Source organism: Prochlorococcus sp. MIT 1341 (genome assembly GCF_034092415.1).
Classification (GTDB): domain Bacteria; phylum Cyanobacteriota; class Cyanobacteriia; order PCC-6307; family Cyanobiaceae; genus AG-363-P08.
Genome location: NZ_CP139304.1, coordinates 1,334,824 through 1,350,021 on the forward strand (window position 1 = coordinate 1,334,824; position 15,198 = coordinate 1,350,021).

The 15,198-nt window shown below is 40.6% G+C and carries 14 protein-coding genes; 8 read left to right on the forward strand and 6 right to left on the reverse strand.

All coding sequences use genetic code 11. The features are described from left to right. Positions 1-60: 60 nt before the first annotated feature. Positions 61-2,910 carry a preprotein translocase subunit SecA gene (secA, locus tag SOI84_RS06725; protein WP_320673784.1) on the forward strand — a complete coding sequence of 950 codons (2,850 nt, stop codon included), beginning with the start codon at positions 61-63 and terminating at the stop codon, positions 2,908-2,910. 16 nt (positions 2,911-2,926) lie between these two features. Here the strand turns inward: secA and cysE are convergent, their stop codons facing one another. From cysE to miaA, 4 genes are all read right to left on the reverse strand, one after another. Further along, a complete protein-coding gene (cysE, locus tag SOI84_RS06730) occupies positions 2,927-3,673 on the reverse strand; it encodes a serine O-acetyltransferase (protein ID WP_320673785.1) in 747 nt (248 codons plus the stop codon). A 16-nt stretch (positions 3,674-3,689) separates the two neighbouring features. After that, the gene (locus SOI84_RS06735) at positions 3,690-4,679 is read right to left on the reverse strand and encodes a GntR family transcriptional regulator (protein ID WP_320673786.1); all 990 of its coding nucleotides are present in this window, start codon (positions 4,677-4,679) and stop codon (positions 3,690-3,692) included. Between the two features lie 386 nt (positions 4,680-5,065). Next, positions 5,066-5,716, reverse strand: a complete 651-nt coding sequence (gene infC / locus SOI84_RS06740; RefSeq protein ID WP_320673787.1) for a translation initiation factor IF-3 — start codon at positions 5,714-5,716, stop codon at positions 5,066-5,068. Between the two features lie 64 nt (positions 5,717-5,780). After that, a complete protein-coding gene (gene miaA, locus SOI84_RS06745; protein ID WP_320673789.1) occupies positions 5,781-6,695 on the reverse strand; it encodes a tRNA (adenosine(37)-N6)-dimethylallyltransferase MiaA in 915 nt (304 codons plus the stop codon). Positions 6,696-6,839: 144 nt separating this feature from the next. On the opposite strand from miaA, the gene gyrB reads away from it, so the two are divergent. Genes gyrB through SOI84_RS06760 form a run of 4 tightly spaced genes read left to right on the forward strand, consistent with a single transcriptional unit; the run spans position 6,840 to position 9,890 of the window. Then, a complete protein-coding gene (gyrB, locus tag SOI84_RS06750; RefSeq protein WP_320673790.1) occupies positions 6,840-8,807 on the forward strand; it encodes a DNA topoisomerase (ATP-hydrolyzing) subunit B in 1,968 nt (655 codons plus the stop codon). A gap of 11 nt (positions 8,808-8,818) precedes the next feature. Next, on the forward strand, positions 8,819-9,148 hold the full coding sequence (locus SOI84_RS06755) for an SH3 domain-containing protein (RefSeq protein ID WP_320673791.1): 330 nt from the start codon (positions 8,819-8,821) through the stop codon (positions 9,146-9,148). Next, positions 9,141-9,539 (forward strand): fluoride efflux transporter FluC, encoded by a 399-nt coding sequence (locus SOI84_RS10010; RefSeq protein WP_414153585.1) that lies wholly within the window; start codon positions 9,141-9,143, stop codon positions 9,537-9,539. The genes SOI84_RS06755 and SOI84_RS10010 overlap by 8 nt, the downstream gene beginning before the upstream one ends. 6 nt (positions 9,540-9,545) lie before the next feature. Further along, positions 9,546-9,890: a fluoride efflux transporter FluC gene (locus SOI84_RS06760; protein WP_320673792.1), complete on the forward strand. Its 345-nt coding sequence runs from the start codon at positions 9,546-9,548 to the stop codon at positions 9,888-9,890. Here the strand turns inward: SOI84_RS06760 and SOI84_RS06765 are convergent. Further along, positions 9,879-10,358: a glutathione peroxidase gene (locus tag SOI84_RS06765; protein WP_320673793.1), complete on the reverse strand. Its 480-nt coding sequence runs from the start codon at positions 10,356-10,358 to the stop codon at positions 9,879-9,881. The genes SOI84_RS06760 and SOI84_RS06765 overlap by 12 nt on opposite strands. Before the next feature lie 71 nt (positions 10,359-10,429). Between SOI84_RS06765 and mgtE the strand changes: the two genes are divergently transcribed. Both mgtE and SOI84_RS06775 read left to right on the forward strand, forming a co-directional pair. Beyond that, positions 10,430-11,848: a magnesium transporter gene (mgtE, locus tag SOI84_RS06770; RefSeq protein WP_320673794.1), complete on the forward strand. Its 1,419-nt coding sequence runs from the start codon at positions 10,430-10,432 to the stop codon at positions 11,846-11,848. Positions 11,849-11,945: 97 nt separating this feature from the next. Further along, complete coding sequence (locus SOI84_RS06775; protein ID WP_320675405.1) at positions 11,946-12,941, forward strand: RpoD/SigA family RNA polymerase sigma factor; 996 nt, start codon at positions 11,946-11,948, stop codon at positions 12,939-12,941. On the opposite strand, the gene SOI84_RS06780 is transcribed toward SOI84_RS06775, so the two are convergent. Beyond that, positions 12,926-13,861 carry an alpha/beta fold hydrolase gene (locus tag SOI84_RS06780; protein ID WP_320673795.1) on the reverse strand — a complete coding sequence of 312 codons (936 nt, stop codon included), beginning with the start codon at positions 13,859-13,861 and terminating at the stop codon, positions 12,926-12,928. The genes SOI84_RS06775 and SOI84_RS06780 overlap by 16 nt on opposite strands. 181 nt (positions 13,862-14,042) lie before the next feature. Between SOI84_RS06780 and mutT the strand changes: the two genes are divergently transcribed. After that, on the forward strand, positions 14,043-15,173 hold the full coding sequence (gene mutT / locus SOI84_RS06785) for an 8-oxo-dGTP diphosphatase MutT (RefSeq protein WP_320673796.1): 1,131 nt from the start codon (positions 14,043-14,045) through the stop codon (positions 15,171-15,173). The last annotated feature ends 25 nt before the right edge of the window (positions 15,174-15,198 follow it).

The window sequence follows — 15,198 nt, forward strand, 5'->3', positions numbered from 1 at the left end:
TCTTTTGTTGTTGACCTCGTCTAAGTAGGCTGCGCTAAAAGCTTTAGCAGCCATAACAATATGCTCAAGCATCTTCTTGGTGATCCGAATAACCGCAAGTTGCGGCGTTATCAGCCCATTGTCACTGATATCAACCTTTTAGAAGAGGAAATTTCCTCGTTATCAGATCAAGATTTATGTGCAAAAACCGCTGATTTTCGAAAGAGGTTAGAGGAGGCAGAAAATCTTCAAGTGCAGCGTGCTCGACTGGATGAGCTTTTGCCTGATGCTTTTGCAGTTGTCAGGGAAGCAAGTAAACGTGTTTTAGGCATGCGTCATTTTGACGTGCAGTTAATTGGTGGAATGGTTCTTCATGAAGGGCAGATTGGAGAGATGAAGACTGGTGAGGGGAAAACGCTTGTTGCAACACTTCCCTGCTATTTAAATGCTTTAACAGGTAGGGGTGTGCATGTAGTTACGGTGAATGATTATTTAGCCCGCCGCGATGCAGAGTGGATGGGTCAAGTACACAGGTTTCTTGGATTAACTGTTGGGCTTATTCAGCAAGATATGAGCCCTTCAGAAAGGCGTAAAAATTATTTGTGTGATATTACTTATGCAACTAATTCCGAACTTGGTTTTGATTATCTACGCGATAATATGGCTACAGATAGTACAGAGGTTGTTCAAAGAGATTTTCATTATTGTGTAATTGATGAAGTAGATTCAATTCTGATAGATGAGGCACGAACACCTCTAATTATCTCAGGTCAGGTTGAGAGGCCACAAGAAAAATATGAAAAAGCTGCAGAATTAGTTTCTCAATTAGAACGTTCTCCTGAAATTGGAAAAGATGGAATCGACCCAGATGGTGACTATGAAGTTGATGAAAAACAGCGCAGTTGTACCCTCACTGATCAAGGCTTTGCAAAGGCAGAGAAGCTTTTGAATGTTGGTGACTTATATGACCCTGCAGATCCCTGGGCACACTACATAACAAATGCTTTAAAAGCAAAAGAACTGTTTGTTAAAGATGTTAATTATATTGTTCGTGATGGTGATGCAGTAATTGTTGATGAATTTACTGGACGTGTTATGCCAGGTAGACGTTGGAGTGATGGCCAGCATCAGGCTATTGAGGCTAAAGAGAATTTACCTGTTCAACCTGAAACACAGACTCTTGCATCAATAACTTACCAGAATTTCTTTTTGCTATATCCACGATTGGCTGGGATGACGGGTACAGCAAAGACTGAGGAAGTAGAATTTGAGAAGACCTATAAACTCGAAACTACTGTTATTCCTACAAATAGGCCTACTTCTAGAGAGGATTTGGTTGATCAAGTTTATAAAACAGAGGCTGCAAAATGGAGGGCTGTGGCTCAGGAAACTGTTCATATACATAAAAAGCTACGTCCGGTCTTAGTTGGAACAACAAGTGTTGAGAAAAGCGAGCTTTTAAGCACTCTTTTGTCTGAGCAAAATATTCCTCATAACTTACTTAATGCTAAGCCAGAAAATGTTGAGCGTGAGGCTGAAATTGTTGCTCAAGCAGGTCGATCTGGAGCAGTTACTATTGCAACCAATATGGCTGGAAGAGGTACAGATATTATTTTAGGAGGTAATAGTGATTATATGGCTAGACTTAAATTGAGAGAGGTTTTAATGCCTAGACTCGTTAAACCTGAAGATGGCCATAGGCCTCCTGTACCCATTCAAAATCGTGGTTCAAATGTATCGGGTTTTGGAGAGAAGGAGAAGCCCTTAACTGAATCAAAATTGACTTCTACTAATACATCAAAAGCAATAGATAGCTTATACCCCTGTCAATTAACTGAAGAAATTGACAAGTTACTTGGTGACTTGGCAAGTGACTTAGTAAAGACTTGGGGTGACAGGTCTTTGAGCTTGATAGAGTTAGAGGATCGTATATCGACGGCTGCTGAAAAGGCTCCTACTGATGACCAGAAAATTGCTGACCTAAGAAGTGCAATTGCCAAGGTTAAGGCTGAGTACGATGTTGTTGTTCAACAGGAAGAATCTGCGGTTAGACAAGCAGGGGGTTTACATGTAATTGGCACTGAAAGGCATGAATCTCGTAGGGTAGATAATCAACTAAGGGGTCGTTCTGGTAGACAAGGCGATCCTGGAAGTACACGCTTCTTTTTATCTCTCGGAGATAATCTTTTGCGAATTTTTGGAGGTGATCGAGTTGCGGGATTAATGAATGCTTTTCGTGTTGAAGAAGATATGCCAATCGAGTCCGGGATGCTTACTCGTTCATTAGAAGGTGCTCAGAAGAAGGTAGAGACCTATTACTATGACATCCGAAAACAAGTTTTTGAATATGATGAAGTCATGAATAATCAGCGGAGAGCTGTTTACTCTGAGCGGAGAAGAGTTCTTGAAGGTATCGGACTAAAAACCCAGGTTATTGGTTATGGAGAAAGGACAGTTGATGATATCGTCGAAGCTTACGTAAACCCTGATCTTCCCCCTGAAGAGTGGGACCTTGAACGATTAGTCGCCAAAATGCAAGAGTTTGTTTATTTATTAAGTGACTTAACGCCAGACCAAATACGAGGTTTAGGGGTGGAGGAACTCAAGCTATTTTTACGAGAACAATTACGTAATGCATATGATATTAAGGAATCTCAAATAGAGCAGGAAAGACCTGGCTTTATGAGGGAAGCCGAAAGATTTTTTATCCTTCAACAAATTGATACTTTATGGCGTGAACATTTGCAAGCTATGGATGCTTTAAGAGAGTCAGTTGGGTTAAGAGGATATGGGCAAAAAGATCCTTTAATTGAGTACAAGAATGAGGGATATGATATGTTCTTAGAGATGATGATGAACATGCGGAGGAATGTAATTTATTCGATGTTTATGTTCCAACCTGCACCGCCCCAGGAATCTACAACGGCATGATTTTTGATTGATTTACTTATTCTCCGAGAAATTCAATAATTTCTCTGTCTTTAAGACTTTGTGCTTTATTGGTAAGCACTTTTTCTGGCAGATTGTCAGAGCTGGTTTCTTGTAAGAACCTTTCTAGTGCTGCGATCTGATTTTCTAGCTCGTCAATTCTTTCCATAAGGTTACGTATTACATTTGCCTCAGCATCTGGTAATGCTGAGTGAGCAAGTGGATTGATTTTTACGCCACTCTGATGCACTACTCGTCCTGGTATGCCAACTACTGTGCTATCTGCCTCTACGTCACGAACTACAACAGAACCTGCACCAATTCTTGTATTTGCACCAACACGAATTGCTCCTAATACTTTTGCTCCTGCACCAATTACAACATTCTCTTCGAGAGTTGGATGTCTTTTCCCATGTTCTTTTCCAGTTCCACCTAGGGTCACTCCTTGATAGAGCAAACATCGATTGCCGATTTCTGCAGTTTCACCAATTACAACACCCATTCCATGATCGATAAATACTCCATTTCCAATTATTGCTCCGGGATGTATTTCTACCCCTGTTAGGTTTCGACTTACTTGACTCAGAATTCGAGCTATTAGTTTCATGGGTAGGAGTGGAAATCTTGTATACCAGATTCGATGACTCAGCCTATGCATTGCCAGTGCATGTACTCCTGGGTAGCAAAGTAAGATCTCGAAAAGACCTCTTGCGGCCGGATCGCGTTCTCTAACAATTGCTAGATCGGTTTTTATGTCCCTGAGCATCTATTTTTTAATAATTTCAAGATGACTGAAGTCCAATTTCCTTTAGTAATAAATCAATTGTGTCTTTACTTAAATAGCTTTCTGCACAGTGAATTTGGGGCATTCTCATTAATTGGGATCTATTTTGACGCAAACTTTGCTCTACTAATGAAAGACTTGGTTTATCGCAAAGGACATGGCTAGATGCTCTAAGAAGAGCTAATAGTCTGCTACCAATGTCCGGGGAAGCTGTCATTAGAAGGATTTCGTTTCCTCGCATGCTGTGAAGGATTACTTCAGCAGCTCTCAGAATCCCTGGACTAATGCTAACAAGGCCCACGCAGCTTCCTGGGCGGAGCTCTTTTAACATATTTAGTTCTTGGCGGAAGTCATTTAGATCCACTGCAACTGCTCGCAAGCGGTGTGCTTTTGCAAGACTTTCAATGGGTTGTAAAAAATATCTACTAGTTACTACGGTTCCATTGGTTGAGCTTTCCAGAACGCTTTCTAGTTCTTCCATTGGAACCACTTCAACAGGCACGTTTAGATGGGGTTCAAGTTCTTCTGCAATAAGCATTGATGCTCCAATATCTTCCCTCGGGGTACTGATCAGCACCCTGGCACCACAACGCAAGCGCCAGTCAATTTCTCTGGTTAGTAAATCCCTTGTTTGTTGAAGCGTGCATCCTGCATTGAGTAATCCATCAACACATTTTCGAACTTCTTGATCTATATCAGTAATTGCTTTATTCCTGATGTGTGGAGGACTTTTCGCTTCTCTTGGTTTTTGTTGATCGCGAACATAGATTCCTGACCCAGCCATTGCTTCAACGACACCATCTGTTTCCAGTTGTCGATATACCTTGCTTATGGTGTTTCTATGAAGCCCGGTTTGCATTGCCAATTGTCTTGTGCTGGGAAGTCGATGCCCAGGCGGATAGTGTCTCGCTGCAATCGCGAAACAAATTTGGTTATATAACTGAGTGGAAGCAGGAATATCGCTTTCTTGCTGGATGTGGAAGCGCACGCCAGTGGGACAGGTTGTAATGCGGCCACCCTAAGGAGGCACGAGCAATGTGACAATTGGATTTTGATTTTGTTGTTTTAACTCTTTCGTCCTGAAGGCCTCAATTTACCTAAAACACTAGGCCCAAGAACTGATGAAGCAGCAAAGTGAGACGCATAAAAGTATCTAATTCGTAACAGCATTGTTACGTATTTGCGCTTTTGGTCTTTTTTTAGGTTTTGCATATCTCAAAACCAAATTAATTTTGCCCCGTTTGTATTTCTTGATGTGCAAACGAAATTTACTTACTTGTTAAGAGGCTCTAAAGCATTAGCTACTGATATACGTAATTTTTTCTAATAGCAAGGCATTCATATATTTGCTGGGACCTTGAGAATTTCTTTGCTTCAACGATTTTTTATTTGAGACCCTCGAGGGGAGGTAGAGGTAGTTGAGATGCTTCTTATTACTCGAGGCTGCTTGTCATCTTCTTTGTCTTTTTTGATAAGCGGTGTTTTCCGTGGAGTAAGGAACATAATCATGTTCCTACCTTCTCTTTTTGGGGCTTGTTGTATTTCTGCCTGTTCTTCTAAGTCTTTAGCCATTCTTCTTAAAAGCGTTTCTGCTAGGGCCGTATGTTGAATTTCCCTGCCTCGAAATATCACCGTACATTTGACCTTGTCTCCTGCCTTAAGAAATCTCACTGCATGCCCAATTCGTACCTGATAGTCATGCTGATCGATCTTGTAGCGCATTTTGACTTCCTTAACTTCGGTTTGATGGGATTTTTTTTTGGCTTCTTTTGCTTTTTTTTCTTGTTCAAACTTGAATTTCCCGTAATCCATAATTCTGCATACGGGTGGATCAGCTTTTTCGCTAACTAGTACTAGGTCTAATTCCCTTTCTTTGGCTACTTCTAGGGCTTCTTCCCTATTAATAATTCCAAGTTGGGTTCCATCAGCATCGACCACTCGAAGTTTTGGATACTTGATACGGTCATTAATGTTTGGGAGCTCCCGAACGGGAGCGCGACGATCAAAACGAGGACGAGGAGGCATTCAGTGGGTTGAGGGGGTCAGAGCCGATTACAGAATTAACGGTAGTTGATTTTCAAGAATTAACCTAAATCTCAGGGATTAATGTAAGAGCTTTAATTAGGGCATTCTCATTTTTTAACCAGTGTGGTTCATGTTGTTTTTTAAACCATGTTCTTTGGCGTTTAGCAAATTTCTGGGTACGAGTTGTTGTGATGGCTATGGCTTCTTGGGTATTCAGTTCATTGTTCAGAACTTTTAAGGCTTCTTCATAACCAATAGTTTTTAGCATAGGTAGTTCTGGTCCGTAGCGTTGCGTTAATTCATCGGTTTCTTCTAGAAGTCCTTCTGAATACATTGTTGAAGTTCTTTTGGCGATGCGATCTGCTAGGTCAATTGGGTCAAGCCCTAGTTCAATAATTTGCCAAGGAGGAGGCGAAGCGCTTTGTTGAGAACTGATTTCTTTGCCGGTTCCATAAAGGACTTCAAGAGCACGTTCTGTGCGCATTGCATCCGCTGATGAGATGCGGGCTGCTGCTTTTGGATCTGAACTGGAAAGAATTTGATAGCACTCATTTTGTCCCAGGTCTTGTAATTGTTTTCTCAATGATTTCTGAGGGCCTATAGCCGGGGGATTAAGCCCTGCTGTAATAGCTTTTAGATAAAGACCACTGCCGCCAACTAAAAAGGCAATGCCTCTGTCTTGAAAAGATTGCTCAATTTTCTTTTCTGCTTCAAGGCGAAATTCTTGCACCGTTATTGGCTGATTGGGGAGTCTTAAATCAAGCAGATGGTGCTCTACTTGGGTTTGTTGATCCTTGGTGGGCTTTGCAGTCCCTATGTTCATCCCTTTATATAGCTGCCGAGAATCAATGTTAATGATGCTTAAATCAAGGACTTTTGCTATCTCTAGAGCTAATTTCGTTTTACCGCTAGCAGTTGGTCCTAGCAGGACAATTACTAATGAATCTTTTGCTTTTTGCGTTTCCGTAGAATTTTTCATTGTGTTCAAAGCTAGGCTTTTTCCTTGTCAGAAAAGCTCTGCTCGAGCATCCCTAGTGAGCCAGTGTTAGATTAAATATGCCAGTTTGAGGGTTCTCTATATGAGGCCTCTTGGAACACCCCTCTTTGGCTGAGAATTCTACGAATGAGCGAAGATTCCAAGGTGCAGGCGGCCTATGGCGCCGAACAAATCCAGGTTCTGGAAGGTCTCGAGCCAGTACGAAAACGTCCTGGCATGTATATCGGCTCTACAGGCCCAAGAGGATTGCATCATCTTGTTTATGAGGTAGTTGATAATTCAGTTGATGAGGCATTGGCAGGCCATTGCGATGAGATTGTTGTTGTCCTTTGTAAGGATGGCTCAGCTTGTATTCGTGATAATGGGCGGGGAATTCCAACTGATATCCATCCCCGAACTGGAAAAAGCGCTTTAGAAACAGTTCTTACAGTTCTCCATGCTGGAGGCAAGTTTGGAAGCGGTGGTTACAAGGTTTCTGGTGGGTTGCATGGAGTAGGAGTATCAGTAGTTAATGCACTAAGTGAATGGGTTGAAGTTAAGGTTCGTCGACAGAACGAAGTTCATACTCAACGATTTGAAAGAGGTGTTCCTATAGGAATTTTGAAATCTGAGAAACAACCAAAAGAAGAAAATGCCTCTACTGGAACTACGGTTTATTTTAAACCTGATATAGATATTTTTACTGGCGGAATTGTTTTCGAATATGCAATTTTATCCACAAGATTGAGGGAGCTTGCTTATTTAAATGGAGGAGTAAAGATTGTTTTTAGAGATGAGCGTTCTTCTTCTCTTGATTCGGAAGGTAACCCTCATGAAGAGATTTATTTTTATGAAGGTGGAATTAAAGAATACGTCAAATATATGAATACAGAGAAAGATGCCCTTCATTCAGATATTATTTATGTAGATTCACAGAAAGATGGTGTACAAGTTGAGGCAGCTCTGCAATGGTGTGTTGATGCATATTCGGATAGCATTTTAGGTTTTGCAAATAACATTAGAACAGTTGATGGTGGGACTCATATAGAAGGCTTGAAAACGGTTCTTACAAGAACTCTTAATGCTTTTGCACGAAAGCGAGGTAAACGTAAAGACGGTGATTCTAATTTGGCTGGTGAAAATATTAGGGAGGGTTTAACAGCAGTGTTGTCTGTTAAGGTCCCTGAGCCAGAATTTGAAGGGCAAACAAAAACTAAACTTGGTAATACCGAAGTTCGTGGAATTGTTGATAATTTAGTTGGAGAATCTCTTAGTCAATATTTGGAATTTAATCCTTCTGTTATTGACCTTATTCTTGAAAAGGCAATACAAGCTTTTAATGCTGCTGAAGCTGCTCGTAGAGCACGTGAACTTGTCCGTAGAAAAAGTGTTTTGGAAAGCTCTACTTTGCCTGGGAAATTGGCTGATTGTAGTTCTAGAGACCCTTCGGAATCTGAGATATATATTGTTGAAGGAGATTCGGCGGGTGGATCTGCAAAACAAGGCAGAGATAGACGTTTTCAAGCAATTCTTCCATTGAGAGGGAAAATTCTTAATATTGAAAAAACAGATGATGCAAAAATCTATAAAAATACAGAGATTCAATCTCTGATAACTGCATTGGGCTTAGGTATTAAAGGAGAGGAATTTGATCTTAATAATTTACGTTATCATCGAGTAGTGATTATGACTGATGCTGATGTGGATGGTGCTCATATTAGAACATTGTTGCTTACATTTTTCTATCGTTATCAGAAAGAGTTAGTTGAGGGTGGATATATATACATCGCATGCCCACCACTATATAAGGTTGAGCGAGGTAAGAATCATAATTATTGCTATAACGAGTCAGAGTTGCAGAAGACTCTTTCTGGATTTGGTGAAAAGGCCAATTACACAATTCAACGATTTAAGGGACTAGGTGAAATGATGCCAAAGCAGTTATGGGAGACGACAATGGATCCATCCACAAGAATGATGAAACGAGTAGAGATAGAAGATGCACTAGAGGCAGATAGAATTTTCACTATTCTGATGGGCGATAAAGTTGCTCCTCGTCGCGAATTTATAGAAACCCATAGTGCTGAATTAGATTTGGCATCTCTCGATATTTAGAAATAGTTTAAATGGGTATTTTTATACGATGGGGTTGGTTACTAGGGATTTCACTGCTTGCCCCTATTTCTTTACCTGCTGGAGGTGCGCAATTTTTGATACCACAGATTCGTTCTCGCAAATCTTCTGATCCTTTTTTAACTACAAGAGATACTGCATTGAGAGCTAGCCCTTTAAAAAAAGCACCTGTTCTGAGGTCAGTTCCATCTGGAACACCTTTGACAATCTTGAAATATTGGCAAGAATCAGATGGCCAAGTGTGGACTTATGTTCATGTTTTATACGAACATAATTTTAATATTAATTCCGTAAGAAATGGCTGGTTAGATATAGATGCTTGAGGATAATATAGTTCTTTCTCAATTTTTCTTTGTTTCGATAGGTGCTTGTTTTGGTACATTGGCAAGATTCAATTTTGTTAGATATTTTCAATCAATCTATGAACTAACTTTTCTTGGTACCTTGACAGTAAATATTCTTGCCTCTTTTGCATTGGGGCTATTTATTTCTATAGAGCCATTGGTTTTTTCTCAAGCAAGTTTGAACTCTTTGATTTTGTTTTTTGGAGTAGGCTTTCTAGGGAGTCTGAGCACATTTTCTTCTTTTATTTTGGATATTCTGCAAAGCATATTTGATGATCGATATAAAGACGCCATTCTAATTTTTTTGTTCTCTTTAATCGGAGGGTTCGTTGCAATAGTAATTGGATATAGCATTGGAAAAGCTTGGTAAAGAAAATTGTTCACAAGTAATAAGTTAAATACTTATGCTTTGCTTTCCTTAGGAGCTATTCCTGGAGCTTTGATCAGGTGGCACTTGAACAATGATTTGTTAGTGAATGTTATTGGGGCGGCTCTTTTAGGATTTTTTTTTGGAGCTAAACTCTCAAAGAAGTATTACATAATGATGGGAATTGGTTTTTGTGGTTCTATGACAACATTTAGTACTTTGATGGGTGATTTACTGTTTCTTGCTATAAAAAATAATTTCTTGGGATTGTTTTGGGTAATAATTAGTCACACAAGTTTAGCATTGATCTTTGCATTTCTAGGATTTTATCTTGGCAAAAAATTAGTTGGTTAAAGCTTGTTCGATCGCTGATTTGAGCTCGCTACTATTAGGTTCAATATCACTCTTAAACCTTCCAATTACTTTGCCTTGTTTGTTTATGAGAAATTTTTCAAAATTCCATGCGACATCTCCTTTGGGCTCTGTTTTTGTAAGTGTTGTATATGGTTCCGTCGTGTTGCCTTTTGCGTGCACCTTTGCAAAGAGTTCGAAGGTTGCGTTATAGGTTGTTTTGCAGAATGTTTTGATTTCCTCAAGCTCCCCAGGCTCCTGTCCTCCGAAGTCATTGCAAGGAAAGCCAAGAACCGTTAGTCCTTGTTTTCCATATTCGTCTTGCAGTGATTGGAGCCCTTCATATTGTTTGGTGAACCCGCACCGGCTTGCCACGTTTACGATTAAAAGAACCCGTTCTTTGTAGTCACCTAGTGCTTTCTTTTTTCCATCTGGTGTTGTAACCAGAACGTCGCTTACGTTTATGTCCATGGTTTACTCACAAAAAAACTAATTTCGTCAAGGTTAAGCCATACACTTAATCAAGCCTCCATGGTGTGCCTATGAAACAGGAAATTGGGCCGCCAGGTCATGTTGCATCAGTAGTCAATGATCCTCAGCTTGCAGAAGTAGTTGCCGCAGATTTGAAAGCTTTGCTTTCCAATGGCAATTATGACGGAGCAAAAACTTTGCTGCAGCCTGTTCAGCCAGTTGATATTGCAGAAGCTATTGGCTTTTTACCTTTGGTTTTGCAGGCTTTTGCATTCCGGTTATTAAGTAAGGATGAGGCCATCGAGGTATATGAGTATTTGGATCCAGGAGTTCAACAGAGTTTGCTTGACAGACTTCGTTCAAGTGAGGTTCTTGAATTGGTTGAGGAGATGTCACCAGATGACAGGGTTCAATTGTTTGATGAGTTGCCAGCAAAAGTTGTCCGAAGACTACTTGCTGAATTAAGTCCTTCTGAGAGGAGAGTTACAGCACAATTGCTGGGCTATGAGTCAGAGACTGCCGGAAGGCTGATGACCCCAGAATTTATTGATTTAAAGGAATTTCACAGTGCAGCTCAAGCTCTAACCATTGTTCGTAAAAGGGCGCCAGATACAGAGACGGTTTATAGCCTTTATGTGACTGATGGGAAAAGACATTTGACTGGAATCCTGTCATTACGGGATTTAGTTACTGCAGATCCCGAATCACGCATTGGCGATGTGATGACTAGAGAGGTGGTAAGCGTTGCTACGGACACAGATCAGGAAGAGGTTGCAAGAGCGATCCAGCGATATGACTTTCTTGCGCTTCCAGTAGTTGATAGAGAACAAAGACTTGTAGGAATTGTGACTGTTGACGATGTTATTGATGTGATTGAGCAGGAAGCAACTAGAGATTTGTATGCCGCTGGTGCAGTTCAAGCTGGTGATGAAGATGATTATTTTCAAAGTAATTTATTCATGGTTGCTAGAAGGCGGGTGGTTTGGTTAGTGGTACTTGTGGTGGCAAATGGTTTTACAACTCAAGTAATTGCAATGAATGATCTTGTGTTGAAGCAGGTTGTTTTGTTAGCAGCATTTATTCCCCTTTTGATTGGAACTGGGGGCAATGTTGGCGCTCAGAGTTCCACCGTTGTAATTAGAGGTCTTAGTACACAAAGGATTCAAGCTTTAGGGCCTTTAAAGGCAGTTGCTCGAGAGGCGATAGCCGGTGCACTTCTTGGATTATTAATGCTTTTAGTTGTTGTGCCTTTTGCTTGGTGGCGAGGGGAGAGTCCTTTGGTGGGGGCTGCGGTGGGGATAAGCCTTATGGCAATAACTACTCTTGCTGCCACTGCAGGAGCCGCTTTGCCACTTTTTTTTGATCGCATGGGGCTGGATCCTGCCCTGATGTCTGCACCATTTATCACTACAGCGACTGATGTTGCAGGGGTTTTAATCTATTTGCGTACTGCAGCATGGTTGCTCAGGCACATGAACCCAGTAAGTTGATGAGTATTAATACCTAAACAATCCCCTAAATCTTTATCTTTACACTTCTTAGTAGTACGCTTTACATAACGCAATAAATTGATTCGTGGCCTCTGCACTGTTGACTAAAGATTCCGTTAAGGCTGTGGTGAAGTCCACTCGTCAGCCTGGAGGAGATCTAGACCTGGTCAGCTCATATTTACGTGATATAGGTCGTGTTCCTTTGTTGACGAATGATCAAGAAATTACTTTAGGAAGACAAGTCCAGGAGCTGATGTCTCTTGAGCAGTTGGGCACCGAATTAGAACTAACCAATGGTGAGAAGCCCAGTTTTGACGAATTATCTAAAGCAGCAGGGATTTCCATTACCCAGCTAAAGAAAAAACTTAAATCTGGGCGACGCGCTAAAGAGCGTATGGTCGCTGCAAACTTGCGTTTGGTTGTCAGCGTTGCAAAGAAATATACGAAACGGAATATGGAGCTTTTGGACCTAATCCAAGAAGGTACTCTCGGATTAGTGCGAGGGGTAGAAAAGTTTGACCCTACTCGAGGCTATAAATTCTCGACATACGCCTACTGGTGGATTCGACAAGGAATAACAAGGGCATTGGCTGAGAAAAGCCGAACTATTCGTTTGCCTATTCACGTCACTGAAATGTTGAACAAACTGAAAAAAGGTCAAAGAGAATTAAGTCAAAAGCTTGCAAGGACTCCTTCTATATCGGAATTGGCGAAATTTGTTGAGCTAAAAGAAGAAGAAGTCAAGGAATTGATGTATAGAGCTAGTCAACCAATGAGTTTGGAAAAGAAAGTAGGAGAGGGTGATGACACGATCCTGCTTGACTTACTTCCAGGAGAAGAAAGCCTACCTAGTGAAAAAGTCGAAGCTGATTGCATGAAAGGAGATTTACATGCATTAATTGATCAGTTACCAGAAATACAAGGTCTTGTATTGCGAAAGAGATATGGGATTGATGGAGATGATCCCATGACCCTTACTGGTATCGGGAGAGATTTGGGAATGAGTCGTGATCGAATACGGAATTTAGAGCGAGATGGGCTAAGACTATTAAGACAAAAAAGTAAGTCTTATGACGCTTATATTGCTGCTTGAATAATTTTTAATAGTAAAGGGTTGACTAGCTCAGGTTTTTCATCATGAGGGCAATGTCCTGCGCCCTGGATAATGTCAAGTGAATGAATACATGGGATAGAAGAGTTCCATTTTTTTGCTAATGCTATCGGTTCCCAAGGATCAGCCTCTCCCCAAATTAGGTGAACTGGTGTATCAGTTTTTGCTAGAAGGTCTGGAGCTAAATGGTCATCAAAGAGATTAATAAAACCTCTAAATGATTCAGCTGCTCCCATTTTTTGACTAGGTCTGTGCAGAAGATCAATCAGTTCCTCATCAACATTGCACCCACTTGGGTATGCCTGTCTAAGTACTTTTTGAATTACAGTGCGATTGGCTGCATTTCTAAATAAGCTATTGCTGAGCCATCTTTGGCGGACGATCGTTTTTAGGAATGGTCTGACTATTCGCATCCAATATTTCTGCTCACTAAGGCGTTTGTCATCCATAGTTCTTTGTGCACAATCTATAAGAATGATTTCTGCACATGTCTTGGTTAGATGTTGTGCAGCAGTGAGTGCAACTACACCACCTATGGAGTTTCCCACTAGAATAACTCTATCTTTAATAATTTGTTGGCAAAAGTTAGCCACCTGTTCTCCCCAGGAGTCAAAGCAATAACAGAAATCTTTTTCCTCTGTCGGTTCCTCTTTTAGTCTTGCTTTTGGTTTACTGCTATTACCAAAACCAATGAGATCAATAGCAAAGCAGTTTGTTTTGTTTGCTATAAAATTTTGATTGTGACGCCAATGCTCTTTGGATGCTCCAAAGCCGTGTATTAACAAAACAGCCGGTAGTTCATTGCTTTTTGAACCCTTGCTTGTCCAGGCAATATTGTGACCTTTCCATTCCCATATACCATGTTTTAAATGATTTGAGTTTGGAAAAGTTTTTTCCGACATTGTTTAAAGGTATTTTTAGTGAAAGAAGATTGAAGAGGAAAACTTGAGCCGTTGATGTTTGTCTTTCTTTGCAGCCATTAATATGTTTAATCTTGCTGAATTATACGGTATTTTTGCTGTTAATTGCTATTAGTTCCTAAGGAGAAAATTTAATGACTTGGAAATTAAAGATTAATTATTGATGGATACTATTATTTCATTCAAATATGTTCGTGAAAGAGTTCTGGATTGGTGGGCTGTTTATGGCCGTCATGATTTGCCTTGGAAAAAGGCTTCGGATCAATTCGATTTGAAGCCTTCTCACGAACAAACTACTTGTGAACTAGATCCATATCGAATTTGGATTGCTGAAATCATGCTTCAGCAGACCCAAGTTGGTGTGATGTTGCCTTTCTGGAAGAGATGGATGGATGCTTTTCCTAATGTTTCTTTGCTTGCTGAAGCGCCTTTAGAAGAGGTCCTTCTTATTTGGCAGGGACTCGGCTACTACAGGAGAGCTCATAGTATTCATAGAGCATCAATGAATTTAAAAGGTGATGCTTGGCCTCGCACTTTGCAAGGTTGGATGCTTTTGCCGGGTATAGGTCGTACAACTGCTGGAAGCATTCTTTCTAGTGCGTTTAATTTGCCTTTCCCCATACTTGACGGGAATGTTCGACGTCTTTTGACGAGATTAACTGGATGTAAAGAACCCCCTTCAAAATCAGTTGATTCGAGGCTTTGGCGATTGAGTTTTTTGTTGTTGGATAAGGAACGACCACGGGATTTCAATCAAGCTCTAATGGATCTTGGAGCTTTAGTTTGCACGTCACGTAATCCAAAATGTTCTTTATGTCCTCTTGTTGAAAGGTGTTTTGCGTACTCTATTGGCCAGCAAAGTAGTTTCCCAGTGAAAATGGAATCAAGAAGGTTGTCCATTCAAGTGATAGGCGTAGGAGTGATTTTTAATCAGAGGGGGGAAGTCCTTATTGATCAGAGAAAGAATGATGGATTGTTGGGAGGGATGTGGGAATTCCCGGGAGGAAAGCAAGAACAAGGCGAACCGATTAAATCAACAGTTTCGCGAGAAATCATTGAGGAACTTGCGATTACCGTTGAAGTTGGCGAAGAATTAATTTCTTTTGCTCATGCTTATAGCCATAAAAGATTGCGATTTGTGGTTCATATTTGCGAATATGTTAGTGGAGAACCAAAGCCACTAGCCAGTCAACAAGTTCGATGGGTTGAGCCTAAATCTCTTAATAAGTATCCATTTCCAGCTGCTAATACAAAGATTATTGATGCGTTAATGAATTATATAAAATCCATATAATTTTTTTATTAGCTTTAATTTATCC

Excerpts from the sequence above, each read along its gene's own strand:
- SOI84_RS10010 (WP_414153585.1), top strand. The coding sequence starts at position 9,141 with ATGCTTGAGGATAATATAGTTCTTTCTCAATTTTTCTTTGTTTCGATA.
- SOI84_RS06780 (WP_320673795.1), bottom strand. The coding sequence starts at position 13,861 with ATGTCGGAAAAAACTTTTCCAAACTCAAATCATTTAAAACATGGTATA.
- mgtE (WP_320673794.1), top strand. The coding sequence starts at position 10,430 with ATGAAACAGGAAATTGGGCCGCCAGGTCATGTTGCATCAGTAGTCAAT.
- infC (WP_320673787.1), bottom strand. The coding sequence starts at position 5,716 with ATGCCTCCTCGTCCTCGTTTTGATCGTCGCGCTCCCGTTCGGGAGCTC.
- miaA (WP_320673789.1), bottom strand. The coding sequence starts at position 6,695 with ATGAAAAATTCTACGGAAACGCAAAAAGCAAAAGATTCATTAGTAATT.
- SOI84_RS06765 (WP_320673793.1), bottom strand. The coding sequence starts at position 10,358 with ATGGACATAAACGTAAGCGACGTTCTGGTTACAACACCAGATGGAAAA.
- SOI84_RS06755 (WP_320673791.1), top strand. The coding sequence starts at position 8,819 with ATGGGTATTTTTATACGATGGGGTTGGTTACTAGGGATTTCACTGCTT.
- secA (WP_320673784.1), top strand. The coding sequence starts at position 61 with ATGCTCAAGCATCTTCTTGGTGATCCGAATAACCGCAAGTTGCGGCGT.
- gyrB (WP_320673790.1), top strand. The coding sequence starts at position 6,840 with ATGAGCGAAGATTCCAAGGTGCAGGCGGCCTATGGCGCCGAACAAATC.
- mutT (WP_320673796.1), top strand. The coding sequence starts at position 14,043 with ATGGATACTATTATTTCATTCAAATATGTTCGTGAAAGAGTTCTGGAT.
- cysE (WP_320673785.1), bottom strand. The coding sequence starts at position 3,673 with ATGCTCAGGGACATAAAAACCGATCTAGCAATTGTTAGAGAACGCGAT.